A 25,547-nucleotide genomic window follows, 5' to 3' on the forward strand; every position below is an offset into this window, starting at 1 on the left:
ATGCAGCACCAGGAAGCCCGCCTCCGCCAGCGCCTCGCCCAGATAGGCCAGGCCGTGCCGCGTGCCGCCGAGACCGGGCGAGACCAGCACCAGCGGCGCCGGCCCCGTCCCGCCGGGCAGGCGGAGCAGCAGCGGCAGGTCGCGGCCACGGGCGGCGTCGGTCCAGCTCAGCGCGCGCGGCGCGGGGCGGGCGCCGGCGGGGCGGCTCCGGGCCGGCAGGAGGGCGGCGGGAAGGGCCAGCAGGGCGCGGCGCGGGGTCCTCATGCCCCGGATGTGGCCCTGGCGGCGGCGCGTGGAAGGCCCCTGCCCGCGTTGACCGGCACCGACACACGTGCCAAGCGCTGGGCCGCGGCACACCGCTCCGGGAGAGAGACCGCCATGACCACCGCCTGTCCCGTCGCCATCGGCCGTGTCGTGCTCACGGTGCGCGATCTCGTCCGCGTGGGCGATTTCTATCAGCGGGTCATCGGCCTGCATCGGCTGGCGGGCGACGAGGCCGGCCTGAGCCTCGGCGCAGGGTCCCGGCCACTGCTGGAGCTGCGCCGCGACGCCGCCGCGCGGGTGCGGAGCCCGCGCGAGGCCGGGCTGTTCCACACCGCCTTCCTGCTGCCCGGCCGCGCCGATCTCGGCCGCTGGCTGCGGCAGGCGGCGGCGGGCCGGCGTGCCGCTGAGCGGCGCCGCCGACCATGCCGTCAGCGAGGCGCTCTACCTCGCGGACCCCGAGGGGAACGGCATCGAGGTCTATGCCGACCGTCCGGCCTCGGCCTGGCGCTGGCGGGAGGGGCAGGTCGAGATGATCAACGCGCCGCTCGACCTGGAGGCGCTGGCCCGCGCCGGCGGCGATGCCGAATGGCAGGGAATGCCGGAGGGGGGCGGCATCGGCCATGTCCACCTGCAGGTCGGCGCCCTGGCCCCGGCCGAGGCCTTCTATGCCGGCCGGCTCGGCCTCGACGTCACCTGCCGCTATCCGGGCGCCAGCTTCTTCGCCGCCGGCGGCTACCACCACCACCTGGCGGCGAATATCTGGAACAGCCGAGGCGCCCCGCCGCGTGACCTGCCCTCGACCGGCCTCGCCGAAGTGGAGCTGCGCTGCGACCCCGCCTTCCTGGCGGCCGCCTCGCCGCGGGGCGCGGTGACGCTGGCCGACCCCTGGGGCACGCCCGTCCTGTTGGCGCCGCGCTGCGGCGCCCGGCCGCCCACCGGAACGGCGGAGGTCAGGCGCCGGGGCGGGACCCGGGCGCGCCCGCCGGCCGCCCCCCCCCCGCCGCCGCCAGATGCGGCCCGAGCCGGCCGCCCAGCCAGAGGCCGAGCATGCGGAAGTCGCTCCAGAGCGACCAGAGCGGATGGCCGAAGGTCTGCGGCCGGTTGCCCTCCAGCCCGAAATGCGCCACCCAAGCGAAGCCGTAGCCGATCAGGGGCGCGGCGATCAGCCAGCGCCAGTCCGGCGAGAGCAGCCCGGTCAGCAGGGCCGCCAGGGCCAGCAGGCTGCCGCAGTAGTGCAGCGCCCGCGTCTGCGGCCGCGCATGGGCCCGCAGGTAGATCGGCCAGAACTCGGCATAGGTCATGCGCGCCTCCCCCCCTTCCGGGCATGCTGTTCCGGGCATGCTGTTCCGGGCATGCTGTTCCGGGCATGCTGCCACGCGGGCCGGGCGGGGTGGAATGCCCGGCACCGGGAAGCGCCGGGCTGGCGGATCACAGCTTCCGGCGGATCACAGCTTGATGTCGTAGGTCTTCCAGGGGGTGAGCTGCGCCACCCGGTCATAGACCGCGCGGCCGCGGTAGTTGTCCTCCGCCGTGATCCAGCGGATGACGCTCCAGCCCTTCTCCCGCCCGATCGCCGCCACCGCGCCGATCAGCGCATCCGCCACGCGCTGCCCGCGCGCCGCCGGATCGACGAAGAGATCGTCGAGGAAGCCGCCGGTGCTGGCGGAGAGCGGCCGGGCGAAGGGCCGGTAATGCGCCAGGCCAAGACCGCGCCCGCCGGCATCCAGCGCCACCAGCCCCTTCACCTCATGCGCCGGGTCCTGGATCCAGCTCCAGACGCGGGCCCGCATCTCGGCTGTCTGCGTGACGCGGTAGAAGGCGGCGTAGCCCGCATAGAGCCGCTCCCAGTCGGCGCGGTGCGCCTCGGCCACGGGCACGATCTGTGGCGGCGATGTGGCGGTCATGATGTCTCCTCCTGCCGGCGCGGAACCAGAAGCGGCGGCCGCGCGTTTCGCCATCATGCTGCAACAGGCCAGCGTTCCGGTCGAGGCGGCCCCGGCGCCGCCCCGCGCGACACCTCCGCCGGAGGCCGCCGAGGCGCGCGCCATCGGCCTGCGCTATGTCTCCGACGCGACGCCGGGCATCACCCGCCGGCGCAGCGGCACGGGCTGGAGCTATCGCGATGCGCGCGGCGCCACGGTGCGCGACAAGGCGGTGCTGGCGCGGCTGCGCGCCCTCGCCGTGCCGCCGGCCTGGCGCGAGGTCTGGCTCTGCCCGCAGGCGAACGGCCATATCCAGGCCACCGGCCGCGACGCCAAGGGGCGCAAGCAGTACCGCTACCACCCCGACTGGCGCGCCGCGCGGGACGAGACGAAGTACGGGCATGTACTGGAATTCGCGCGCATCCTGCCGCGGCTCCGCGCCCGCGTGGCGGAGGACATGGCGCGGCCCGGCCTGGGGCGGGAGAAGGTGCTGGCCAGTGTCGTCCATCTGCTCGACACCACGCTGATCCGCGTCGGCAACGAGGACTATGCCGAGAGCAACGGCAGCTATGGGCTGACCACGCTGCGCAACCGCCATGTCGCGGTCCGGGGCACCGAGCTGCGCTTCACCTTTCGTGGCAAGAGCGGAAAGGAGTGGAAGCTGGCGCTGCGCGACCGCCGCGTGGCGAAGGTCGTGCGGGCGTGCCAGGAGCTGCCGGGGCAGGCGCTGTTCCAGTACATCGACGGGGAGGGCGAACGGCGGGGCATCGATTCCGCCGACGTGAACGCCTATCTGCGCGCGATCTCCGGCCACGACATCACCGCCAAGGACTTCCGCACCTGGGCCGGCACGGTGCTCGCCGCCATGGCGCTGAGCGAGTTCGAGCGCGCCGACACCGAGGCCGCCGCCCGGCGCAACGTCCGGCAGGCGATCGAGCGCGCGGCGGCCCGGCTCGGCAACACGCCGACCATCTGCCGCACCTGCTATGTCCATCCCGAGGTGCTGGAGGGCTACATGTCCGGCGCGCTGCTGCTGCAGGTGAAGCGCCAGGTGGAGGCGGAGCTGAGCGGGACGCTCCCCGCGCTGCGGCCGGAGGAGGCGGCGGTGCTCGCCTTCCTGCACGGACGGCTGCGGCGGGCGGCGGGCTGAGGGTCGGCGGGCGGGGGCGACTCCGCTTTGTGCGTCCAGACACATTCTTACATTTCCCATCCTGCGAAGTTCCGCCCCGCAGAGATCCTCCTCTGCGCGACAAGACCCAGGACGTGTCATGACAATCCTCATCACCGCACGCGCCCGCTGCCTGATCTCCGCGGGGATCGCCGCCGGGATCGCCGCCTGCGGTCCGGCCATCGCCCAGCAGGCGGGACTTTCCGTGCTCAGCGAGGGCGAGAACTTCACCGTCCTCTACGGGCAGGACCACCGCCTCAACATGGTGGGCGGCGGCGCCGTGCTCTCGGTGACGGGCGGCGAGAACGGCGCCATCACCTACCGGGACGCCGCCGCCGAGCAGCCTCCCATGCTGGCGCAGACCGTGAGCGAGGGGGAAGGCCTGCAGATCCTCTACTCCGCCCCCCAGCCGCGGCGCGGCGCCCTTGCCGGTGTGGACCTGCCGCCGGATGGCCAGGGGCCGCGGCGCTGATGCCAGGCGGCCTGGCACGAACCGCGCGGCGGCCGCATGGCCCGCCGCGCGGCGGGACCGGCACCGCGCCTCAGGGCCGCAGCCGCAGATCGAGCCGCCCGGCCGCCGAGAGCGCCAGCAGCAGCGCCGAGACATGCATCACCTGCGGCAGCAGCCCCTCCCCCAGCCGCGCCAGCACCTCGGGCAGCGGCCAGAGCTCGACGGTGATGTCCTCGCCCGCCTCATGCGCCGTCGGGTGCCGCAACTCGGCGCCGAGCGCCAGCACGGCGTGGCAGCGGTTGCGGTGCGTCACCGTGTTGGGGCTGAGGGTCGAGACCAGCCGGCAGCCGGGCGCGGCATAGCCGGTCTCCTCGCGCAGCTCCCGCGCGCCGGCCACGGCCGGGTCGTCCTCCCCCGCATCCATGGCGCCGGCCGGCAGCTCCAGCACCCGTCCCCGCCAGCCGTGCCGGTACTGCCGCACCAGCACCAGCTCGTCGCGCGGAGTGATGGCGACGACATTCACCCAGTCCGGATAGGCGAAGGTGTAGAAGTCCTCGAGGATATTGCCGCGCGCGTCGCGGCAGCGGTCGGCGGTGATGTCGATCCAGCGGTCGCGCAGCACGCTGCGGCTGCCGAGCACCGTCCAGTCGGGAATCGCGTCGTCGTCCATCGCGCCGGCTCCAGGCCCTTCCCCCGCGCAACCGCCGGAGCATTCCCTCCCATGGCCCAGCTGCCATGCCGGGCGCAAGCGGCGCCGCGCCGGGAGGGAATACTCCCCGGTCAGGATGCCGCCGGGGAGGGGGGAACGGCGGAATGCCGCCTATCCCGTGGTCGGGAACGGAAGGCCGTTGCAGCGGCTGGAGGTGGCCCCCCCGGGGGAGGTGGACGGGGATGGCTAGCCCGCCGCCTCGTCCGCCGGGGCGCGGGCGCGCGACAGCACGCCGCGGCGCAGCTGGTCCTCCTCGATGCTCTCGAACAGGGCGCGGAAACTGCCCTCGCCGAAGCCGTCATCGCCCTTGCGCTCGATGAACTCGAAGAAGACCGGGCCGATCACGTTGGCGGAGAAGATCCGCAGCAGCAGCCGCGTCTTGCGGTCGATGAAGTAGAGCAGGCTGCCGCCGATGCCCTTGATCGCCGGCGCGGCCATCACCGGCGTGCCCGGCACGGCCTCGGCCGGCTCGGCGCCGAGCGCGAGGGCGCGGCGCCATGCCTGCTCCGCATCGACCACGCGAAAGGCCATAGACGGCACGAGGGGCCGTGCGCGGCGGCGAAGCGCATCGCCTGGCTGCCCGGCTCCTCGTTCAGCAGGTCGTCGATGTCGCCCTGTCGGTAGAGCGTGACGGCCTTGCCGCGATGCCGCGCCACGGCGGTGAAGCCCATCGGCCGGAACAGCGCATGCAGCCGCTCCGGCTCGGGCGAGGCGTATTCGACGAAGGCGAAGCCATCCGTCCCCATCGGGTTCCGCGCGCTGATGGCGGCGCCCGGCGCGTCATGCGGGAACGGTCCCATCGGAGGCCTCCTTGCGGCGTTTCTCATTCGCAAGGCTAGCCCTCCGCCCGCGCAAGGGGCCTGCATAGCGGCGGCCGATCCGGTCCAGGATGCGGGAAAGACGCGGGGAAGGAGCGGCCCCTGCACGAAAGCTTCGAGCTCGACCGGCTCGACCTGCGCCTGCTGGCGGCGCTGCAGGCCGATGCGCGGCTGACCAACCAGCAGCTTGGCGAGCGCATCGGCCTTTCCGCCTCGCAATGCTCGCGCCGGCGCGCGGCGCTCGAGGCCGCCGGGCTGATCCGCGGCTACCGCGCCGGACTCGACGCCGCGGCCCTTGGCCTGCACGTCCAGGCCTTCATCCAGGTCACGCTCAAGGCGCACAGCGGCGACAATGCGCGCCGCTTCCGCGATCTCCTGGCCCGCGTCGACGCCATCCAGGATGGCCTATGCGCTGACCGGCGACACCGACTACCTGCTGAAGGCCATCGTGCCCGATCTCGCTGGCCTGTCGCGGCTGGTGAACGAGGAGCTGCTGGCGCATGAGAGCGTCGCCCGGCTGCGCTCCTCGATCGTGCTCGACCGGCTGAAGGACCGGAGCCGCCTCCCCCTGCCGCCCGGCTGAGGGAACGCGCCCCCCGGCCGGACGGGGCCGCGGCTCACTCGGCCGCCTGGGCGTAGTCCTCCAGCGGCGCGCAGGTGCAGACCAGGTTGCGGTCGCCATACACGTTGTCCACCCGCTTGACCGGCGGCCAGTACTTGTTCGCCGCCACGAAGGGCAGCGGATAGGCCGCCTGCTCGCGGCTGTAGGGATGCGCCCAGTCGGCGGCGGCGATCTCGGTGGCGGTGTGCGGCGCGTTCTTCAGCGGGTTGTCGAGCTTGTCCATGCGGCCCTGCTCCACCGCGCGGATCTCGGCACGGATGGCGATCATGGCGTCGCAGAACCGGTCCAGCTCGGCCTTGGGCTCGCTCTCGGTCGGCTCCACCATCAGCGTTCCGCTGACCGGCCAGGACATGGTCGGCGCGTGGAAGCCGTAATCCTGCAGGCGCTTGGCGATGTCCTCGACCAGCACGCCGCCGCCCTGCTGGAAGCCGCGGCAGTCCAGGATGCACTCGTGCGCCACCATGCCGCGCGCGCCCTTGTAGAGCACGGGGAAGTGCCCCTCGAGCCGCCTGGCGATGTAGTTGGCGTTGAGGATGGCGACCTGCGTCGCGCGCGTCAGCGCCTCGGCCCCCATCATGCGGATATAGGCGTAGCTGATCGGCAGGATCGAGGCGCTGCCGAAGGGCGCCGCCGAGACCGGCCCATAGCCCGTCGCCGGCCCGGCCTCCTTCAGCAGCGGGTGGTTCGGCAGGTGCGGCAGCAGGTGCTTCGCCACGCCGATCGGCCCGACGCCAGGCCCCCCGCCGCCATGCGGGATGCAGAAGGTCTTGTGCAGGTTGAGGTGACAGACATCGGCGCCGATGCGGCCGGGGGCGGTGAGGCCCACCTGCGCGTTCATGTTGGCGCCGTCCATGTAGACCTGCCCGCCCGCCGCGTGCACCGCGTCGCAGATGCGGATGATCTCCTCCTCGAACACGCCATGCGTCGAGGGATAGGTGATCATCAGCGCCGCGAGCTTCCCGGCATGCTGCGCGATCCTGGCCTCCAGATCGGCCAGATCGACATTGCCGTCCTTGTCGCAGCCGACGACGACGACGCGCATCCCCGCCATCACCGCCGAGGCCGGGTTGGTGCCATGCGCCGAGGAGGGGATCAGGCAGATGTCGCGCTCGCCCTGGCCATTGGCCCGGTGCCAAGCGCGGATGGCGAGCAGCCCGGCATACTCGCCCTGGCTGCCGGCATTGGGCTGCAGCGAGACGCCCGCGAAGCCGGTGATGGTGGCGAGCCAGCTCTCCAGCCGCCGCACCAGCGCGATATAGCCCGCCGCCTGATCGACCGGCGCGAAGGGGTGGATGCTGCCGAAGCCCGGAAAGGTGACCGGGATCATCTCCGCCGTCGCGTTCAGCTTCATCGTGCAGGACCCCAGCGGGATCATGCTGCGGTTCAGCGCGACGTCCTTGTCCTCGAGCGACTTGAGGTAGCGGAGCATGGCGTGCTCCGAATGGTGCGTGTTGAACACGGCGGCCGTCAGGAAGGCCGAGTGGCGTGCCAGCGCATCCGGGATGCCGCCCTGCCCCTCGAGCTCCGCCAGCGCCGGCTTCGCCCCGCCCACGGCGCCGAGCAGCGCCACCAGTGTCTCCAGCTCGCGCCGCGTCACCGTCTCGTCCAGCGCGATGCCGACGCCCGTGGCGTCGATGCGGCGCAGGTTGAAGCCGTCGGCCAGGGCGCCCGCCATCAGCGCATCGGCGCGGTCACCGGCCTCGATGGCGACGGTGTCGAAGAAGGCGTCGTGGCGGAGCGTGAAGCCCGCGCGCCGCGCCGCATCGGCCAGCAGCCGCGCCTGCAGGGCCACGCGCCGCGCGATGCGCGTCAGCCCCTCGCGCCCGTGCCACACGGCGTACATCCCGGCCATCACCGCCAGCAGCACCTGCGCGGTGCAGATGTTCGAGGTCGCCTTCTCGCGGCGGATATGCTGCTCGCGCGTCTGCAGGGCGAGGCGCATGGCTGGCCGCCCCGCGGCATCGACCGAGACGCCGACAAGGCGCCCGGGCATCAGCCGCTTGTAGGCATCCTTCACCGCCATATAGGCGGCATGCGGCCCGCCATAGCCCATCGGCACGCCGAAGCGCTGGCTGGAGCCGATGACGACATCGGCGCCCATCTCGCCTGGCGGCGTCAGCAGCGTGAGCGACAGCGGATCGGCCGCGACGATGGCGAGCCCACCCGCCTGCTGCGCGGCGGCGATCTCGGGCGCGATGTCGCGCACCGCGCCGGTCGTGCCGGGATATTGCAGCACCAGGGCGAAGGGCTTCCGCGCCCCGCAGGCGGCGGCGATCCCGCTCACCGGCACGACCTCGACCGTGAGCCCCAGCGGCTCGGCGCGGGTGCGGATCACCGCCAGCGTCTGCGGGTGCACGTCATCGGCGACCAGCAGGGTGTGCGAGCGGCCGCGCGTGGCGGCGAGCGCCAGCGCCATCGCCTCGGCCGCCGCCGTCGCCTCGTCCAGCAGCGAGGCATTGGCGACCGGCAGGCCGGTGAGATCGCAGACCATGGTCTGGAAGTTGACCAGCGCCTCCAGCCGCCCCTGGGCGATCTCCGCCTGATAGGGCGTGTAGGCCGTGTACCAGCCGGGGTTCTCCAGCACGTTGCGCAGGATCACAGGCGGCACATGCGTCCCGTGATAGCCCATGCCGATCAGCGAGCGCAGCGGCGTGTTCAGCTCCGACAGGCCACGCAGCTCGGCGATGACCTCCGCTTCCGACACCGGAGCAGGCAACTGGGAAAAATCCTGGCCGCGGATGGCGGCGGGCACGGTCCGCTCGGCCAGCGCCTCGAGACTCTCGGCGCCCACCAGCTTCAGCATCTCCGCCACCTCGGCCGCGGAGGGCCCGATATGGCGGCTGCCGAAGGCCGCGTGGTCCTCGAGCCGGTTCAGCTCGTCAATGGCGCTGCTCATGCCCGCTCCCCTTCCGCGTCCGCTCAGGCTTCGCTGTCGACGAAGGCCTGGTAGGCCTCGGCATCCATCAGCGCATCCAGCTCGGAGGGGTCGGCCACCTCCATCCTGAAGAACCAGCCCTCCGACTGCGCGGCGCTGTTCACCATGGCCGGGTCGTCGGCCAGCGCGGCGTTGCTCTCGGTGATGGTGCCGCCGACCGGGGCATAGACGTCGGACGCCGCCTTCACGCTCTCCACCACGGCGACGGCGTCGCCCGCCGCCACCTGCCGCCCGGCCTCGGGCAGGTCGACGAAGACCACATCGCCCAGCGCGGTCTGCGCGTGGTCGGTGATGCCGATGGTGGCGATATTGCCGTCCAGCCGGACCCATTCGTGGTCGCGGGAGAATTTCAGCTCGGCCATGGTGGCGGTCCTTATCGGGCGTAACGGTGAGGGATGAAGGGGGTGGCGGCGACCCGGGCGGGAATCGCCCTGCCGCGCACCATCAGTTCGAGCGCCGTGCCGTCGGCGGCATGGCCACGCGCCACATAGCCCATGGCGCAGGGGCCGTTCAGCGAGGGGCCGAAGGTGCCGCTCGTCACCTCGCCCACCGTCTCGCCGCCCAGCGCGATGGCGGTGTGGGCGCGGGCCGGCTGGCGGCCCTCGGGCAGGATGCCGACGCGCAGCCGCGCCGGACCGTTCTCCAGTTCCTCGCGAACGCGCGCGGCGCCGGGGAAGTTCCACTCCGTGCGGCGGCGCTTGCCGATGGTCCAGGTCAGGCCGGCCTCGACCGGGCTGGTCGTCTCGTCGATGTCATTGCCATAGAGGCAGAGCCCGGCCTCCAGCCGCAGCGAATCCCGCGCGCCCAGCCCGGCCGGGGCGGCTCCCGGCAGGGCCAGCAGGGCGCGGGCCAGGATCTCGGCCCGGTCGGCGGCGACGCTGATCTCGACGCCGTCCTCGCCGGTATAGCCGCTGCGGCTGACCAGGACGGGGATGTCGCCGATGCGGGTGGCGGCCACGCCCATGAAGGGCAACGCCGCCACATCCGGCGCCAGCGCCGCCAGGGCGGGCACCGCCGCCGGCCCCTGGAAGGCCAGCAGGGCACGGTCCGGCAGGCGGTTCAGCGTGACGCCGGCGGGCAGCGCGGCCTCGATGGCGGCGCAGTCCACATCCTTGCGGCTGGCGTTGAGCACCAGGAACAGCCGGTCCCCGAGATTGGCGACCATGAAATCGTCGAGGATGCCGCCGGCCTCGGTGGTCAGCAGGCCGTACTTCTGCCGCCCCGGCTTCAGGATCCGTACATCGGCGGGCGTCAGCCGCTCCAGCGCCTCCGCCGCGCCCTCGCCCCGGAGCTCCGCCTGGCCCATATGCGAGACATCGAACAGCGTGGCGCCGCGCCGCGTCGCCAGATGCTCGGCCAGGATGCCCGCCGGGTACTGCACCGGCATGGCATAGCCGGCGAAGGGCACCATCCGGGCGCCGAGCTCACGGTGAAGGGACGCCAGGGGCGTTTCAAGCAGGGTCTCGGCCACGGAACCTCCAGCGCCGCGCTCGCGCGTGGCGGGTCAGGGTTGTGGCCCCCCTCTGTCCGATGACCTGAGAGATTCAGCGCGGGCGTTGCGCGCCTTACTCCGTCGGTGCCATTGCCTGTCGCCAGGCGCCGGGCTTTCCAGAGGCCCCTTCCCCACGCGGCCCTTTGTGCCTGAGCGTTTCCGGGGGCCGGTTGCGCCTTCGGCGATGGCATGCGCCACTCTCTCCCGCGTGGGATCAGCGGGTCAGGCCCTCATGCCCGAGCGCGGAGCGCTGCGCAAGCGGGGATCGCGCGGCGCGGCGGCCCGCGCCGCCCTCCGGTCACGCCCGACCCCCGCCACACCTCCCCCCCCCCGCCACCCTTGACCCGGGTGCGCGCCGCAAGGCATCTGCTGGCCATGCGCCTCCTGCCGCTCCTGCTGGCCCCGTTGCTCTGCCTCGCTTTCAGCGCCGGCCCGGCCCGGGCGCAGCGCGCCGCCGCGGACTGGCAGCTTTGCCGCCAGGCGATCGCGGCGGAGGAGCCGGGCTCCGGCCTGCCGCCCGGCCTGCTCGGCGCCATCGCCCTGGTGGAAAGCGGCGGCACCGACCCTTCCGGCCGCCCGGCCTCCTGGCCCTGGACCTGGAACGCCGCCGGTGAGGGCTTCACCGCGCCGAGCAAGAACAGCGCCATCGCCGCCGTCGCCGCGCGGCTGGCCGGGGGCACCCGCTCGATCGACATCGGCTGCATGCAGGTGAACCTGATGCACCACCCCCAGGCCTTCGCCAGCCTGGAGGAGGGTTTCGAGCCGCGTGCCAATGTCCGCTACGCCATCCGCTTCCTGCGCAGCCTCTATGCCGCGCATGGCGACTGGGGCCGGGCCATCGCGCGCTACCATTCGGGCGAGGCGGAGCGCGGCCTGGCCTATAGCCGCCGGGTCGCCATGGCGCGGCTCGGCGCCGGTTGGGGCCGCGGCGGGCAGGTGCCGCTGCCGGCGCGGCTGGGCCAGGGGCTTTGCGCGCCCGGCCTGCGCCCGGCCCTGGCGCTGCCGAAGCGGCTGGCGCCGAACCAGCCGCTGCGCCAGCCCAGGCTGGTCTGCCGCCGGGGCGGGTAAGGCCGGCTCCCGCTTGAAAATGATTATCATTATCGTATAGGCACACCGCGCCATCCGGCGCCGGAGGACCCATCATGCCGCAGCCTTCCCACCCGTTCCCGCTGACCCGCCGCCACGCCCTCGGGCTGGGCGCGGCCGGCCTGCTGGCCCCGCTGCTGGGTGCGCGCCCGGCCCTGGCGCAGCGCCTGGCCACCCGGCAGGAGCTGGCCCCGCACCTCTACGAGCTGGCCTACAGCCCGCGCCAGCGTGCCCTCTTCGTCGCCTCGGCCGGCGGCTTCAGCGAGGGCGCCCCGCCGAGCCGCGTCTTCCGCCTCGACCCGCAGACGCTGGCGGTGCAGGCCGAGATCCCGCTGCCGCTGAAGGGCTTCGGCGTGATCCTCGACGATGCGGCCGGCCGGCTCTATGTCAGCCACGCGATCGACGGCGCGGTCAGCGCCATCGACGTCGCGGCGAACAGCGTGGTCGGCACGCTGACCCTGGCGCCGAAGGTGCGCGGCGAGGACGGCAAGGAGGAGGCCCCCTACGGCCTGCGCCGCCTGGCGCTCGACCCGGCCCGCGGCCGCCTCTACCTCGCCGGCCTGTCGCTCAAGGACGGCGTGCTCTACGTCGTGGACACCAGGGCGCTGCGCCTGACCAGGACCGTCTCCGGCATCGGGCCCGGCGCCAGCGGCATCGCCCTCCATCCCTCGGGCGACCGCGTCTTCGTCTCCACCCTGGCAGGCCAGCTCGTCACCGTGAATACCGAGAGCCTGGCGGTGGTGAAGCAGTTCGCCGCCGGCGGCGCCGAGCAGCCGCTGAACCTCGCCTGGGACGCGCCGCGTCAGCGGCTGTTGGCGGTCGACCAGGGCCTCGAGGGCATCCGCAAGATGCAGGAGAAGAACGTGCCGGGCTTCGCCTCGCGCAATCCGGGCAACCGGGTGGTGGCGCTGGACCCGGAGACCGGCAAGCTGCTGGCCGAGGGGCCGGTGCCCGAGGGGCCGGTGGCGCTTCTGGCGGATGCCGGGCGCAACCAGCTCTATGTCAGCAGCCGCGCCGGCGGGGTGGTGACCGTGCTAGCGCTGGACAGCCTCGAGCGGCGCGCCAGCGTCCCGCTGCCGGTGCACCCCAACAGCCTGGCGCTGGACGAGCAGGGCAAGGCGCTCTTCGCCACCGTGAAGGCGGCGCCGAAGCGCGGCTCGCTGGACCTGGAGAGCGTGGCGCGCATCGCACTCTGAGCCGGGCGACGGGGAAGTGGCCGGCGCGGCGCAACCCTGCCCGCGCCCGGGCGCTTCCCGTCCGGCGGCGTCGGGCCGGGTCCCGGGCGCCGCGACAGGAGGTCCCGTGCCGAATCCCTGGATGAAGAAGAACCTGCTGCTCAGCCTGATGCTGAGTGGCGCCAATGCCTGGACCGGCGCGGCGCGCGGCGTCATGGCCGGCCAGGCCGGGCGACAGCGGTCCCAGGCGGCGCGGACCGCCGCGCAGGCGATGACCGCCTTCTGGACCGGCGGCGCGGCCGGCGGCCCCAAGGGCAAGGCCCCATCCCGCAAGCGCGGCAAGCGGAGCTAGCGGAGATCCCGATCAGGCGAATGACCGGATCGGGAGCAGATGCTCCGACACCGGCCCCGGACGGCGGCGGTTCCGCTCAGGCCCCACCGCTCTGCCGCGCCGCCGTGGCCAGCCGGTCGGCGCGTTCGTTCATCACATCCCCCGCATGGCCACGCACCCAGCGCCATTCCACCCGGTGCGGCTTCGCCGCCGCCAGCAGGCGCTGCCACAGCTCCATGTTCGCCACCGGGTCGCGGGCGGCGTTGCGCCAGTTGTTGCGCACCCAGCCGTTGATCCAGCGGCTGATGCCGTTGCGGACGTATTCGCTGTCGGTGTGCAGCAGCACGGTGCAGGGCCGCTTCAGGCTCTCCAGCGCCATGATGGCGGCGGTGAGTTCCATGCGGTTGTTGGTGGTCGCGGGATCGTGGCCGGAGAGTTCCTTCTCGGCCTCGCCATAGCGCAGGATGGCGGCCCAGCCACCGGGGCCGGGGTTGGGCTTGCAGCCGCCGTCGGTCCAGATCTCGACCATGCGGCCGGCGGCCTCGGAAGGGGCTTCCGCGAAGACGTCAGAGGCCATAGGCGGCGGCATCCCGGGCCTCGGCGTGGAAGCGCAGGCGGCGCAGATATTCCAGCGGGTCCTTGCGCGTCACCAGCGCGCCGGGCGGCGTGTGCGTCCAGTCGTAGAGCCGGGTCAGCAGGAAGCGGATGGCGGCGCCGCGGCAGAGCACCGGCAGCGCCTCCAGCTCGGCCGCACCCAGCGGCCGCAGCGCCCGGTAGGCGCCGAGCAGCGCCCGCGCCTTGGTCACGTTGAAGGACAGGTCCGGCTCGAAGCACCAGGCATTGAGGCAGATCGCCAGGTCATAGGCCAGGAAGTCGGTGCAGGCGAAGTAGAAGTCGATCAGGCCGGAGACGCGCGGCGTGCCGCGCTCCTCCTCCAGGAAGAAGACGTTGTCGGGAAAGAGATCGGCGTGGATGTGGCCGCGCGGCAGGTCGTGCGGCCAGTCGCGCTGGATGCCGGCCAGATGCCCGTCGAGCTCGGCGATCAGGCCGGCCTGCACCGTGTCACCGGCCTCGCGGCAGCGGTCGAGCAGCGGTGCCCAGGCGCGGGGGCCGAGGCCGTTCGGGCGCTCGGCGCGGAAGCCCTCCCCCGCCGCGTGCAGCAGCGCCAGGGCGGCGCCCAGCGGCGCGCAGTGCTGCTGCCGCACCCGGCGCGGCCAGGTGCCGGGGAGGAAGGTGCAGATCGCCGCCGGCCGCCCGGCCAGGTCGCGCAGCGCGACCCCGTCCCGCGCCGCCACCGGCAGCGGGCAGGACACCCCGCGCGAGGCCAGATGGCGCATCAGCCCGAGGAACCAGGGCAGCTCGGCCGCGTCGACGCGCTTCTCGTAGAGCGTCAGGATGAAGTCGCCATGGCTGGTCTTCACCGCGTAGTTGCTGTTCTCCACACCCTCCGCGATGCCGCGGAAGGCGAGCAGCTCGCCCAGTGCATAATCGGCCAGGAAGGCGCGCAGCGCCTCGTCCGTGACCTCGGTATAGACCGCCATCCGCGCCCCATGCTGGTTGCCCCGGCGCGGGGTCCGCACCGCGCCGCAGGTGTCAGTACGCAGGAAGCGGCTATTTGACCAGGGCGGGCGGCAGCTTGAAGGTGATGGTCTCCTCGGCCACCACCACCTCCTCGGTGGTCACGGCGAAGTGCTCGCGCAGCCGGTCCAGCACCTCCTCCACCAGCACCTCCGGCGCGCTGGCGCCGGCGCTGATGCCGATGGTGGAGAGGCCGCGGGCCAGTCCGGGGTCCAGCTCGGCGCCCCGCTGCACCATGATGGCGCGCGGGCAGCCGGCCCGCTCCGCCACCTCGCGCAGCCGGACGCTGTTGGAGGAATTGGGCGCGCCCACCACCACCATCAGCTCGGACCGGGCGGCGATCGCCTTGACCGCCGCCTGGCGGTTGGTGGTGGCGTAGCAGATGCTGTCCTTGGTCGGCTCGGCCATGTCGGGGAAGCGCCGGCGCAGCGCCGCCACGATCCCCTCCGTATCCTCGACCGAGAGCGTGGTCTGGGTGGTGTAGGTCAGCGGCAGGTCGGGCACCGGCTTGGCCTCGGCATCCTCCACCGATTCGATCAGGGTGAAGGCGCCCTCCGGCAGCTGGCCCATGGTGCCGACCACCTCCGGATGGCCCTCATGGCCGATCAGCAGGATATGACGCCCGGCCGCCGCCTGGTGCTCGGCGGCGCGGTGCACCTTGCTGACCAGCGGGCAGGTCGCGTCCAGGTAGATCATCTGCCGCCGCCGCGCCTCGGCCGGCACCGCCTTGGGCACGCCATGGGCGCTGAACACCACGGGCGCGTCCTCCGGGACCTCGTCCAGCTCCTCGACGAAAATGGCGCCCTGGGCCTCCAGGTTCTCCACCACGAACTTGTTGTGCACGATCTCGTGGCGCACATAGACCGGCGCGCCGAAGCGGCGGATCGATTCCTCGACGATCCGGATGGCGCGGTCCACGCCGGCGCAGAAGCCGCGCGGGCCGGCGAGCAGGACGTGGAGGGCGGGCTTGACGGTCATGCGAGCCTGTTCGATGGGGGCGTGGTCATTCATGCGGCGAGGGTCGGCCGGAAAGCCGGGCGGCGATTCAACGGCACTAAGGGGAAGACAGGCGGCATGGTCAAGGCATGGAAGCTCCGGGGTGGCGTGGCGGCGGCGGGAGGCGCGCTGTTGCTGCTGGCAGGGTGCGGCGGCAGCCCGGCGCCACTGCTGGCGGAGGCCACCGCCCCCTGCCCGCATGTGGCCGTGCTGGCCGACGCGGCGGACCTGACGCGGTTCCGCCCGGGCGGCGGGCGCGATCTGACGGCCATGACGCTGAATGCCTCCCTCGCGGGTTTCCAGGCGAAATGCGACTACGCCCCGAAGCATGCCGGGCTGGACGTCACCCTGACGCCGGCCTTCACCGCCGAGCGCGGGCCGGCGGCCCAGGGCCGCACCGCCCAGATCCCCTATATGGTGGCCGTGGCCGAGGGTGAAAGCATCCGTGACCGCGCGGCCTATGTGCTGCAGGTGGAGTTCCCGCCCAATGTCGCGCGGGTGCGGAGCGAGGGCGAGGAGCTGCTGATCCGCCTGCCCGGCAATCCGCAGGAGGCGGCGGGCAAGACCATCTGGCTCGGCTTCGTGCTGACGCCGGAGGAGCTGGCGTTCAACCGCGAGCGCGGGCCGCGCTGAGGCGCCGCGCTACTCCTCCGGGACGATCGTCTCGAGACGGGGCCCGGGGCCCCGCCGCGCACCGCCCCTGCCGGCCTCAGGCGCCGTAGTCGCGCTTCGCCGCCTCCTCGCTGACCAGCCCGTCCGCGACATCGGCGGCGACGAGGGCGCGATCGCGCTCCAGCGCGCTGCCCATGCCGCCGCCACCAGGCAGCTTCAGCAGCAGGCGCCGCCCTTTCGGAATGACCTGGTAGCCCTTGGTGCGCAGCACCGTGCCATCCGCCAGCCCGACCCAGCCCGGCGCGCCCTCGCCGCCGCCCTCGCGGCCCTTCGGCGGGTTGGCCACGCGGTCGAAGATGGCATTCACGGCGAATTCGGCCTCGCCCTTGGTGCCGATCTCCATCACCTGCCCGAAGCCGCCGCGGGTGCGGCCCGGGCCGGCGGAATCCGGCCGCAGCTCCTTCTTCCAGAAGATCACCGGCGCCACGTTCTCGGTCGCCTCCACCGGCATGGTGCGCACGCCGGAGGGGAAGGCGGTGCCGTCCAGCCCGTCGAAGCCGCGCCGCGCGCCGGTGCCGCCGGAGTTGAAGGTGATGATCTCGAAGTCCGGCAGCTCGGCCTCGCCGCCCGAGACCTGGGCGCCGCCGCGCAGCGGCGGGTTCCACAGGCAGGAGGAGCCCTCCGCCACCACCCGATCGGGCACCGCCTGGTGCAGGCAGCCCATCATCAGGTCCGGCAGGAGCTGGCCCACCACATGCCGGACCGAGACCGGGAAGGGCCGCGGCGCGTTCAGGATGCACCCTTCGGGGATCTGCATCTGGAACGGGGCGAGGCTCGCCCAGTTGTTCGGGATCTCGGGCGCGACGACGCATTTGATGCCGAAGCAGGCATAGGCGCGCGTATAGGCCGGCGGCACGTTGATGCCGCGCCCCGAGAGGCCCGAGGTGCCGGCATAGTCCACCACGATGCGATCGCCATGGATGGTCATCGCCGCCTTCAGCGTCACCGGCGCCTCATAGCCGTCGGAGGCGATCTCGGCGCGGTAGGTGCCGCCGGGCAGCTTCGCGATCTCGGCCAGCGTCGCCTTCAGCGAGCTGTCGAAGATGTAGCCGGCCAGCGGGTCGATGCTGTCCATGCCGAACTCGTCCAGCATCTCGACCAGCCGCTTGATGCCGGCGTCGTTGCAGGCGCAGAGCGAATAGACATCGCCCTCCAGCTCGACCGGGGTGCGGCTGCCGGCGCGGATGAAGTCGAAGAAGGTCTCGTTGGCGACGCCCTGGTCGAAGCACTTGACGATGGGGATGTACATCCCCTCCTCGAAGACGCTGCGCCCCTCCGGCCCCATGCCGAGGCCGCCGACATCGATGACATGCGCGGTGTTGGCGAAGAGGCCGACGATCTTCCCGTCCCGGAAGGCGGGCGAGACCACGGTCAGGTCATGCAGGTGACCGGTGCCGAGCCAGGGGTCGTTGGTGATGTAGTGGTCCCCCGGCTTCATCGTCTCCGCCGGGAACTTGGCGAGGAAGTGGCCGACGGATTCCATCATCGAATTGACGTGGCCCGGCGTGCCGGTGACGGCCTGGGCCAGCATGCGCCCCTGGAGGTCGAAGATGCCGGCCGAGAGATCGCCCGCCTCGCGCACCGTGGTCGAGAAGGCGGTGCGGATCATGGTCTGCGCCTGTTCCTCGACCACCGCGATAAGGCGGTTCCACTGGATCTGGCGCTGGATGGTCTCGAGGGCGTCCATCACGCGGCCTCCTTCGTCAGCTCGAGGTAACCGAGGGAATCCATCCGGCAGGTCCAGCCGGGGCCGACCAGGGTGCTGGTCTCCGCCTCCGCGACGATGCAGGGGCCGGAGAGCAGGGCGCCGGGCGAGACCTGTTCGCGGTCATAGACCGGCCATTCGGCCACGGCGCCGCTGCTGGTGTCGCGCACGGCCTGGGTCCGGACCGGGGCCGGCGCCGCGGCCGGCGCGGCCTCGGCGGCGGGCGCCACCCCCGGCAGCACGGTCTGCACCGTCACGGCGAAGGAGAGGATCTCGACATCGCTGCCCGGCACCGGGCGGTCGTAGAAGCGGGCGTACTCCGTGTCATAAGCCGCGCGGATGGCGGCGATATCGGCGCCCTCCAGGTCCCGCGCCGGCAGGCGGACGGCGATCTCGTGCCCCTGCCCGACATAGCGCATATAGGCGATGCGACTCTCCTCCAGCGCCGCGCCGAAGCTGCCCCGCTCCACCACGCCGCGCGCCTCGGCCGACATGGCGGCGAGCAGCGCGTTCACCGCCACGGTGTCGAAGCTGCGGAAGCGCTGATAGAGGCTCTTGACCACCTCGTAGCCCACCGGCGCGCGCAGGAAACCGATGGCGCTGCCGACGCCGGCGCCGGAGGGCACCAGCATCCGCGACACGCCGATCTTCTCGGCCACGCGGTAGCCATGCACCGGCCCGCCGCCGCCGAAGGCGATCACGGCACGGCCCTCATAGCCCTTGCCGCTCTCGATGGCATGGACGCGCGCGGCATTGGCCATGTTCTCGTCGACCATCTCGACCACGCCGAGCGCCGCCATCTCCGGCGAGAGGCCGAGCGCCTCGCCGATATGCGCCGCGAGCGCCGCCTTCGCCGGCTCCGTCCGCAGCGGGAACTGCCCGCCGGCGAAGAGCGCCGGCTCGTAGCGGCCGAGCGCCAGATTGGCGTCGGTCACCGCCGGCCTGGTGCCCCCGCGGCCGTAGCAGGCCGGGCCGGGATCGGCGCCGGCGCTCTCGGGGCCGACCTGGATGCGGCCCAGCGCGTCGAGCTGCGCGATCGAGCCGCCACCCGCGCCGATCTCCACCATCTCGATCACCGGGATGCGCAGCGGCAGACCGGAGCCCTTCTTGAAGCGGCCGACGCGGGCCACCTCGAAGGTGCGGCTGGCCTGCGGCGCGAAGTCGTCGATCAGGCAGACCTTGGCGGTGGTGCCGCCCATGTCGAAGGAGAGCACCTTGTCGAGGCCCCGCTGCCGCGCGACATGGGCCGAGAAGATGGCGCCGCCCGCCGGGCCGGATTCCACCAGCCGGATCGGGAAGCGCGCGGCGGTGTCGAGCGTGGTCAGCCCGCCGCCGGAGAGCATCAGGAAGAGCGGGCAGGCGAAGCCCGCCTCCTTCACCCCGTCGCGCAGCCGGTGCAGGTAGCTGGCCATCAGCGGCTGCACATAGGCATTGGCGACGGTGGTGGAGAAACGCTCCCACTCCCGCATCTCGGGCGAGACCTCGGAGGAGAGCGAGACCGGCACCTCCGGCCATGCCTCGGCCAGGATCTCGGCGGCGCGCCGCTCATGCGCCGGATTGACGAAGGCATGCAGGAAGCCGATGGCCAGGCTCTCCACCCCCTCGGACTTCAGGAAGGCGATCCGCTCGCGCAGCGCCGCCTCGTCCAGCGCCAGCAGGACGCGGCCCTCATTGTCCAGCCGCTCCGGCACGGCGACGCGCCAGCGGCGCGGCACCAGCGGACGGGGGAGCTGGATGTTGAGGTCATACTGGTCGTAGCGGGACTCGTTGCCGAGCGCGAGGACGTCGCGGAAGCCCTCGGTGGTCAGCAGGGCCGTCCGGGCGCCCTTGCGCTCGATCACCGCATTGGTGGCGAGCGTCGTGCCATGGATGAAGATCTCGACATCGGCAGGCGTCATCCCCGCCTTCTCCAGCACCACGCGGATGCCTTCCAGCACCCCCCGCTCCGGCGCCGCCGGCGTGGTCAGCACCTTGGCGGTCCAGCGCTCCGCCCCGCGCTCCAGCGCCAGGTCGGTGAAGGTGCCGCCGATATCGGCGGCGAGACGTGCGGAAGGCATCAGCGTGTCGTGCTCCTTGTCGGTCTCAGAAGACGGAAAGGCGGGAGTTCAGCAGGTCGGTCACCAGCATATGGCCGGGTGCATGCGTGACGCAAAACTCGGGCCGCGAGGCCCGCACCACCGTCTGCGGCGTCACGCCGCAGCCCCAGAACAGCGGAATCTCGTCCGGCATCACCTCGGTCGGATGGCCGTCATCGACCTTCGCCAGGTCCTGGATGCCGATCTGCTCCGGATGGCCCAGATGCACCGGCGCGCCGTGCACAGCCGGGAACCGCGAGGTGATCTGGATGGCGCGAATCGCGTCAGCCGGCCGGAAGGGCCGCATCGAGACCGCCATCGGCCCGTGGAAGACCCCCGAGGGCACGCACGGGATCGAGGAGTAGTAGACCGGGACGGGATGGCCGCGCTCGATGTGGCGCAGGCGCAGCCCGTCGGCCAGCATCGGTTCCTCGAAGGAATGCGAGCAGCCGATGGCGAAGGTCACCAGATCGTCGCGCCACAGGGCGGAGATGTCCTCCACCTCCTCGACCAGCTCGCCGTCGCGCCAGACCCGGTAGCGCGGCACGTCGGTGCGGATGTCGATGTCGCGGCCGAGGCCCGGCAGCGCGGGGTCGCCCGGCTCGGAGCTCGCCAGCAGCGGGCAGGGCTTGGGGTTCAGCGCGCAGAAGCGCTGGAAGTCGGGCGCCAGGGCCCGCGGCAGGATGGCCAGGTTGGCCTGGACATAGCCGGGGGCCAGGCCCTCCGTGGTGCGGGTCCAGGCGCCGCGCCGGATGCGCTGGCGCAGGTCATAGCCGGTCTCGCGCAGCGGTGGGGTGTGGTCCATGCCGGAAGCCCTCCATATCGCCGGATGATCGCCGCATCGCACTCCAGCCATGGCGCCTTGTCGAATTGTCATTTTGGATCGGACTGATCCGGAATTCTTATCGGAGCCGGCCTTCACCCCTCGTCGGGCAGCGGCTCCCCCGCCACCTCATGCGCCAGCCGCGCCGCGGCGGCGGCGAGGTGGCTGTCGGGCCGCCGAAGATAGGCCACGTGGAACCCGACCCTCGGCAGGGTGACATCCGCGACCGTGAGCGGCCGCAGCGTTCCCGCCGCGAGCTCCCGCCGCACCAGCACCTCCTGCATGACCGAGACGCCGATCCCCTGCTCGGCCAGCCGCGCCATGGCGGTGATCGAGGCACTGCCCCAGAGGCGCAGCCCGGGCGCCGGAGCGGCGGCGAAGGCGCGGCGCAGGTCGGCCGAGACATTGGTGCCGTGCGAGAAGCTCAGGATCGGCCAGCGCGTCAGCTCGGCCAGGCGCAGCGGCCCCTCCGGCAGGCCGAGGCGCGGACTCGCCACCCAGCAGAGCGGATAGTCGCAGAGCGGCTCGCTCACCCCCTGCCCCGGCTCCACCGTGCCGGCCATCATGGCGATGTCGATCTGCCCCGCCAGCAGCCCGGCGCGCAGCGTCGGCGTGATGTCCACCACCATGTCGAGCACGATGGCCGGATAGGCCGCGCCGATCCGCTCCACCAGGCGCGGCAGCAGGGTGTGCACCAGCGTCTCCGACAGGCCCATGCGCAGCGTGCCGCGCATGGTCGCGGGGCTGGCCACGGCGCGCAGCATCTCGGCCCGCTTCTCCAGCATCTGCTCGGCATGGTCGAGCAGCACCGCCCCCTCCGGCGTCAGCCCGATTGGCCGCTGCCCGCGATGGAACAGCGTCACGCCGAGATCCCGCTCCAGCTGGTCGATGCGGGCGGAGATGGCGGGCTGGGTGGTGTTCAGCCGCGCCGAGGCGGCCCGGAAGCCACCGAGCCGCGCCACCCAGACGAAGGTTTCGAGAGTCCGCAGGTCGCGCATGAGGCGGCGAAGTCTCGGCGGCGGGGGCGCGCCTGTCCAGCGGGGATGGGCCGCCGCGCGCCGCGCCCGATCGGGGCCGGAGGCGATCCCCGCTCCGGCGACGGCAGGTTCAGGGGAAGGTGCCGCACCGCGGCGGGGTGCTCGTCCCCCGCCGGACGTGGCGGCGGGCGGCCGGTCGGGGCCGCCAGGGCGGCTAGCGCCAGATCTGCCAGAGGGTCCCGGCCAGCCCCGCCGCGATCAGGACCAGGCCGCACCCCCGATAATACCTCAGGGACGCGCGATGAAGCCTTCGTTCCTCCCGGAGCGCGGCCTCCCCCCTGGGCGGGGCGCCGCGCATGCGGGATTCGAACATGGCGCGGCTCCAGGTCGGCACCGCTTCGGCGAGCTCGGCGCGCACGCAGATCAGGGTCGTCAGCAGTCCAAGGAGAAGAACGCCGGGGAAACCCAGGATCGAGACCAGGACAGCCGCCAGGCCGATCAGCAGGAGGATGCCGAGCCAGGCGATGCCGTTGGCCGCATCCCGTGGCGTCAGGCGCATCATGCCCTCCCTGCTGTCCCCGCATCGGTGGCCGGGATGGGCCGGAGGCATTCGCCCCGGCCCATCCCCGGCCCTAGTGCTGCAACGCCTGCACGATCTGCTGCGTCACCTTCTTCGCGTCCCCGAACAGCATCATGGTGTTGTCGCGGAAGAACAGTTCGTTCTCGACGCCGGCATAGCCCGAGGACATGCCGCGCTTGACGAAGAACACCGTCTTGGCCCGCTCCACATCGAGGATCGGCATGCCGTAGATCGGCGAGGCCTTGTCGGTCTTGGCCGCCGGATTGGTCACGTCGTTGGCGCCGATGACATAGGCCACGTCGGCCTCGGCGAATTCGGGATTGATCTCCTCCAGCTCCTTCACCTCGTCATAGGGGACATTGGCCTCGGCCAGCAGCACGTTCATGTGGCCCGGCATGCGGCCGGCGACGGGGTGGATGGCGTATTCCACCGTGGCGCCCTCCTTCTTCAGGAGGTCCGCCATCTCGCGCAGCACCTGCTGCGCCTGCGCCACCGCCATGCCGTAGCCCGGCACGATGATGATCTTCTGCGCGTTCCGCATGATGTAGGCGGCGTCCTCCGGGCTGCCGGACTTCACCGGCCGCGCCGGCTGCGCGGCGCCGCCGCCCGCCGCCGCGCCGCCAGCCTCGGAACCAAAGCCGCCCAGCAGCACGTTGACGATGCTGCGGTTCATCCCCTTGCACATGATGTAGGACAGGATGGCGCCCGAGGCGCCGACCAGCGCGCCGGTGACCACCAGCAGGAGGTTCTGCAGCGTGAAGCCGATGCCCGCCGCCGCCCAGCCGGAGTAGGAGTTCAGCATCGAGACCACGACCGGCATGTCGGCGCCGCCGATCGGGATGATCAGCAGGAAGCCGAGCGCCAGCGCCAGCAGCACGATCAGCCAGAACAGCACGCCGCTGCCGGTGGCGACGAAGGCCACGACCAGCACCACCAGCAGGATGCCGAGGCCGAGATTGAGCCAGTGCTGGAAGCGGAAGGTGATCGGCGCGCCCGACATCAGCGCCTGCAGCTTGGCGAAGGCGATGACGGAACCCGAGAAGGTGATGGCGCCGATCGCGGCACCGAGCGACATCTCGACGAGCGAGCCGCCATGGATGTGGCCGGGGTGGCCGATGCCGAAGCTCTCGGGATTGTAGAAGGCGGCGGCCGCGACGAAGACGGCGGCCAGGCCCACCAGCGAGTGGAAAGCCGCGACGAGCTGCGGCAGCGCCGTCATGTCGATCCGCCGCGCCAGCACCGTGCCGATGCCGCCGCCGATGACGAGGCCGACCAGCACGATGACGATGCCGGAGAACTCCATCCCCGGCCGCAGCAGCGTGGCGAGGATGGCGATCGCCATGCCGACCATGCCGAAGAGATTGCCCCGCCGGCTCGTCGTCGGATGCGACAGGCCGCGCAGCGCCAGGATGAACAGGACGGAGGCGACCAGGTAGGCCAGGGTCGAGAGGGTCTGCGCCATCGGCTCAGCCCTTCTTCTTGCCGGCGAACATGGCGAGCATGCGCCGTGTCACCAGGAAGCCGCCGAAGATGTTCACCGCCGCCAGCGTCGCCGCCAGGAAGCCGAAGACCTTGGCGATCCAGCTGTCACCCAGGCCGGTGGCCAGGATGGCGCCGACGATGATGACCGAGGAGATGGCGTTGGTGACGCCCATCAGCGGCGAGTGCAGCGCCGGCGTCACGTTCCAGACGACGTAGTAGCCGACGAAGCAGGCCAGCAGGAAGATCGTCAGCAGCATCAGGAAGGGCTCGGCGGCGGCGGCGACCGGCGCGGCCTGGACCAGCCCGGCCTCGGCGGCGGCGCGGGCCTGCGCGGCCAGCGCCAGGGCACGCTCGGCGGTGGCCTGCGCCTGGATGGCGAGTTCGGTGGGGTTCATCGGTCGGGTCCGTTTCCTCAGGCAGCCTGGGCCGGGGCGAGCTGCGGATGCACCACCGCCCCGCCGCGCGTCAGCGTCACGCCGCGGACGATCTCGTCCTCCTGCGGCAGCTTCGGCGCCGCCGCCTCCTTGTCCCAGAAGGTGGTCAGGAAGGTCAGCAGGTTGCGGGCATAGAGCGCGCTGGCGGCGCCGGCGATGCGGCCCGGCCAGTTGCGGTGGCCCAGGATCCGCACCCCGTTCTCCGTCACGATGCTCTCGCCCGGCCGGGTCAGGGCGCAGTTGCCGCCCGCATCGGCGGCGATGTCGGCGATGACGCTGCCGGGCTTCATGCTCGCCACCATCTCGGCGGTGACCAGCGTCGGCGCGCGGCGGCCCTGCACCAGCGCCGTGGTCACCACCACGTCCTGCTTGGCGATATGCCCGGCCACCACCTCGGCCTGCTTGCGGTAGAACTCGGCGGAGAGCTGCTTGGCATAGCCGCCCGCCGTCTGCGCGGCCTGGCTCTCCTCGTCCTCATAGCCCACGAAGCTGGCGCCGAGCGAACGGATCTCCTCCTTCGCCGCCGGGCGGACATCGGTGGCCGAGACGCGACCGCCCAGCCGCCGCGCCGTCGCGATGGCCTGCAGCCCGGCGACGCCCGCGCCCATGATGAAGACATTGGCCGCCGGGATGGTGCCCGCCGCCGTCATCAGCATGGGGAAACCCTTGTCGAAGGCGACCGCGGCCTCGATCACGGCGCGGTACCCGGCGAGATTGGCCTGGGAGGAGAGCACGTCCATGCTCTGCGCGCGCGTGATGCGCGGCAGCAGCTCCATCGAGCAGGCATCCAGCCCGAGCTCGGCATAGGTCCGCGCCCGCTGCGGATCGCCCAGCGCCTCCAGCACGCCGATCAGCAGCGCGCCGCGCGGGATCAGGGAGAGCTCGTCCACCTCCCCCTCGCCGGTGCCGAGCGGCGCCCGCACCTTGAGCACGATTCCGGCGCCGGACAGCGCCGCGGCGGCATCGGGCGCGACCTCGGCACCCGCCTCGCGATAGGCGCCGTCGGTCAGGCCGGCGGCCAGGCCGGCGCCGCTCTCCACCACGACCTCCAACCCGAGCGCCTTGAACTTCTTCACCGTTTCCGGCGTGGCGGCGACACGGCTCTCGCCGCCACGCCGTTCCTTGAGCACCGCGAGGCGCATCCGGGACCCTCCGAGACTGTTCTTGGAGGGGAACCATGCCGGGGCGGCCGCGGCGCCGCAAGGCGCCGGGCCGCGCCGCGCCGGAGGTCTCCAGCCCGGTACGCGCGGAG

Annotated in this window: 24 protein-coding genes, 2 pseudogenes and 2 riboswitches; of the genes and pseudogenes, 7 read left to right on the forward strand and 19 right to left on the reverse strand. The window is 72.5% G+C overall.

The annotated features are described in order from the left end of the window. The 3 genes and pseudogenes from ACVMLK_RS12290 to ACVMLK_RS12300 all read right to left on the reverse strand — a co-directional run. Positions 1-264, reverse strand: a pseudogene (locus ACVMLK_RS12290) (alpha/beta hydrolase family protein); the annotation flags it as partial. Between the two features lie 950 nt (positions 265-1,214). Next, positions 1,215-1,565, reverse strand: a complete 351-nt coding sequence (locus ACVMLK_RS12295) for an Mpo1-like protein (protein ID WP_457486550.1) — start codon at positions 1,563-1,565, stop codon at positions 1,215-1,217. Between the two features lie 144 nt (positions 1,566-1,709). Beyond that, the gene (locus ACVMLK_RS12300) at positions 1,710-2,168 is read right to left on the reverse strand and encodes a GNAT family N-acetyltransferase (RefSeq protein WP_198366277.1); all 459 of its coding nucleotides are present in this window, start codon (positions 2,166-2,168) and stop codon (positions 1,710-1,712) included. Between ACVMLK_RS12300 and ACVMLK_RS12305 the strand changes: the two genes are divergently transcribed. Further along, positions 2,167-3,336 (forward strand): DNA topoisomerase IB, encoded by a 1,170-nt coding sequence (locus tag ACVMLK_RS12305; protein WP_457486551.1) that lies wholly within the window; start codon positions 2,167-2,169, stop codon positions 3,334-3,336. The genes ACVMLK_RS12300 and ACVMLK_RS12305 overlap by 2 nt on opposite strands. Positions 3,337-3,454: 118 nt before the next feature. Then, a complete protein-coding gene (locus ACVMLK_RS12310) occupies positions 3,455-3,826 on the forward strand; it encodes a hypothetical protein (protein WP_457486552.1) in 372 nt (123 codons plus the stop codon). A 70-nt stretch (positions 3,827-3,896) separates the two neighbouring features. Here ACVMLK_RS12310 and ACVMLK_RS12315 read toward each other — a convergent pair whose 3' ends face one another. Beyond that, complete coding sequence (locus tag ACVMLK_RS12315) at positions 3,897-4,475, reverse strand: NUDIX hydrolase (protein WP_198366275.1); 579 nt, start codon at positions 4,473-4,475, stop codon at positions 3,897-3,899. Positions 4,476-4,700: 225 nt separating this feature from the next. Next, positions 4,701-5,380: pseudogene (locus ACVMLK_RS12320) on the reverse strand (hypothetical protein). Positions 5,381-5,732: 352 nt separating this feature from the next. On the opposite strand from ACVMLK_RS12320, the gene ACVMLK_RS12325 reads away from it, so the two are divergent. Then, entirely contained in the window at positions 5,733-5,915 is a 183-nt protein-coding gene (locus ACVMLK_RS12325) for an Lrp/AsnC ligand binding domain-containing protein (RefSeq protein WP_457486553.1), read from the forward strand. 34 nt (positions 5,916-5,949) lie between these two features. Here ACVMLK_RS12325 and gcvP read toward each other — a convergent pair whose 3' ends face one another. The 3 genes from gcvP to gcvT are packed head-to-tail and all read right to left on the reverse strand — an operon-like array spanning position 5,950 to position 10,360. After that, positions 5,950-8,850: an aminomethyl-transferring glycine dehydrogenase gene (gene gcvP / locus ACVMLK_RS12330; RefSeq protein ID WP_457486554.1), complete on the reverse strand. Its 2,901-nt coding sequence runs from the start codon at positions 8,848-8,850 to the stop codon at positions 5,950-5,952. A 23-nt stretch (positions 8,851-8,873) separates the two neighbouring features. Beyond that, entirely contained in the window at positions 8,874-9,251 is a 378-nt protein-coding gene (gene gcvH, locus ACVMLK_RS12335) for a glycine cleavage system protein GcvH (RefSeq protein ID WP_198366271.1), read from the reverse strand. 11 nt (positions 9,252-9,262) lie between these two features. Continuing rightward, positions 9,263-10,360, reverse strand: coding sequence for a glycine cleavage system aminomethyltransferase GcvT (gene gcvT, locus ACVMLK_RS12340; protein WP_457486555.1), 1,098 nt, complete (start codon positions 10,358-10,360; stop codon positions 9,263-9,265). A gap of 49 nt (positions 10,361-10,409) precedes the next feature. Continuing rightward, positions 10,410-10,504: riboswitch (glycine riboswitch) on the reverse strand. Positions 10,505-10,507: 3 nt separating this feature from the next. Beyond that, a riboswitch (glycine riboswitch) is annotated at positions 10,508-10,598 on the reverse strand. A 131-nt stretch (positions 10,599-10,729) separates the two neighbouring features. Here gcvT and ACVMLK_RS12345 point away from each other — a divergent pair. From ACVMLK_RS12345 to ACVMLK_RS12355, 3 genes are all read left to right on the forward strand, one after another. Continuing rightward, positions 10,730-11,449, forward strand: a complete 720-nt coding sequence (locus ACVMLK_RS12345; protein WP_457486563.1) for a transglycosylase SLT domain-containing protein — start codon at positions 10,730-10,732, stop codon at positions 11,447-11,449. Positions 11,450-11,523: 74 nt separating this feature from the next. Then, positions 11,524-12,663 carry a YncE family protein gene (locus ACVMLK_RS12350; protein ID WP_457486556.1) on the forward strand — a complete coding sequence of 380 codons (1,140 nt, stop codon included), beginning with the start codon at positions 11,524-11,526 and terminating at the stop codon, positions 12,661-12,663. 106 nt (positions 12,664-12,769) lie between these two features. Then, a complete protein-coding gene (locus tag ACVMLK_RS12355) occupies positions 12,770-12,994 on the forward strand; it encodes a hypothetical protein (protein ID WP_457486557.1) in 225 nt (74 codons plus the stop codon). Positions 12,995-13,070: 76 nt separating this feature from the next. Here ACVMLK_RS12355 and rnhA read toward each other — a convergent pair whose 3' ends face one another. From rnhA to ispH, 3 genes are all read right to left on the reverse strand, one after another. After that, positions 13,071-13,550: a ribonuclease HI gene (rnhA, locus tag ACVMLK_RS12360; RefSeq protein WP_457486558.1), complete on the reverse strand. Its 480-nt coding sequence runs from the start codon at positions 13,548-13,550 to the stop codon at positions 13,071-13,073. Then, positions 13,540-14,514: a homoserine kinase gene (locus ACVMLK_RS12365; protein ID WP_198366265.1), complete on the reverse strand. Its 975-nt coding sequence runs from the start codon at positions 14,512-14,514 to the stop codon at positions 13,540-13,542. Before ACVMLK_RS12365 ends, rnhA begins: the two co-directional genes overlap by 11 nt. A gap of 70 nt (positions 14,515-14,584) precedes the next feature. Then, complete coding sequence (ispH, locus tag ACVMLK_RS12370; RefSeq protein WP_232477094.1) at positions 14,585-15,529, reverse strand: 4-hydroxy-3-methylbut-2-enyl diphosphate reductase; 945 nt, start codon at positions 15,527-15,529, stop codon at positions 14,585-14,587. Between the two features lie 96 nt (positions 15,530-15,625). On the opposite strand from ispH, the gene ACVMLK_RS12375 reads away from it, so the two are divergent. After that, positions 15,626-16,180 (forward strand): hypothetical protein, encoded by a 555-nt coding sequence (locus ACVMLK_RS12375; RefSeq protein WP_457486559.1) that lies wholly within the window; start codon positions 15,626-15,628, stop codon positions 16,178-16,180. 76 nt (positions 16,181-16,256) lie between these two features. On the opposite strand, the gene ACVMLK_RS12380 is transcribed toward ACVMLK_RS12375, so the two are convergent. From ACVMLK_RS12380 to ACVMLK_RS12415, 8 genes are all read right to left on the reverse strand, one after another. After that, positions 16,257-17,906: a hydantoinase B/oxoprolinase family protein gene (locus ACVMLK_RS12380; RefSeq protein WP_422922800.1), complete on the reverse strand. Its 1,650-nt coding sequence runs from the start codon at positions 17,904-17,906 to the stop codon at positions 16,257-16,259. Then, positions 17,906-19,981, reverse strand: coding sequence for a hydantoinase/oxoprolinase family protein (locus ACVMLK_RS12385; RefSeq protein WP_457486560.1), 2,076 nt, complete (start codon positions 19,979-19,981; stop codon positions 17,906-17,908). Before ACVMLK_RS12385 ends, ACVMLK_RS12380 begins: the two co-directional genes overlap by 1 nt. A 25-nt stretch (positions 19,982-20,006) precedes the next feature. After that, on the reverse strand, positions 20,007-20,804 hold the full coding sequence (locus tag ACVMLK_RS12390) for a putative hydro-lyase (protein WP_457486561.1): 798 nt from the start codon (positions 20,802-20,804) through the stop codon (positions 20,007-20,009). A 113-nt stretch (positions 20,805-20,917) separates the two neighbouring features. After that, complete coding sequence (locus ACVMLK_RS12395) at positions 20,918-21,820, reverse strand: LysR family transcriptional regulator (RefSeq protein ID WP_198366259.1); 903 nt, start codon at positions 21,818-21,820, stop codon at positions 20,918-20,920. A 193-nt stretch (positions 21,821-22,013) separates the two neighbouring features. Further along, positions 22,014-22,358: a hypothetical protein gene (locus tag ACVMLK_RS12400; protein WP_457486562.1), complete on the reverse strand. Its 345-nt coding sequence runs from the start codon at positions 22,356-22,358 to the stop codon at positions 22,014-22,016. Positions 22,359-22,431: 73 nt separating this feature from the next. Further along, positions 22,432-23,841, reverse strand: coding sequence for an NAD(P)(+) transhydrogenase (Re/Si-specific) subunit beta (locus tag ACVMLK_RS12405; RefSeq protein ID WP_198366257.1), 1,410 nt, complete (start codon positions 23,839-23,841; stop codon positions 22,432-22,434). A 4-nt stretch (positions 23,842-23,845) separates the two neighbouring features. Beyond that, complete coding sequence (locus ACVMLK_RS12410; protein ID WP_198366256.1) at positions 23,846-24,256, reverse strand: proton-translocating transhydrogenase family protein; 411 nt, start codon at positions 24,254-24,256, stop codon at positions 23,846-23,848. Between the two features lie 17 nt (positions 24,257-24,273). After that, a complete protein-coding gene (locus ACVMLK_RS12415) occupies positions 24,274-25,437 on the reverse strand; it encodes a Re/Si-specific NAD(P)(+) transhydrogenase subunit alpha (RefSeq protein WP_198366255.1) in 1,164 nt (387 codons plus the stop codon). Positions 25,438-25,547 lie beyond the last annotated feature (110 nt).

This window comes from Teichococcus aerofrigidensis (genome assembly GCF_054073225.1).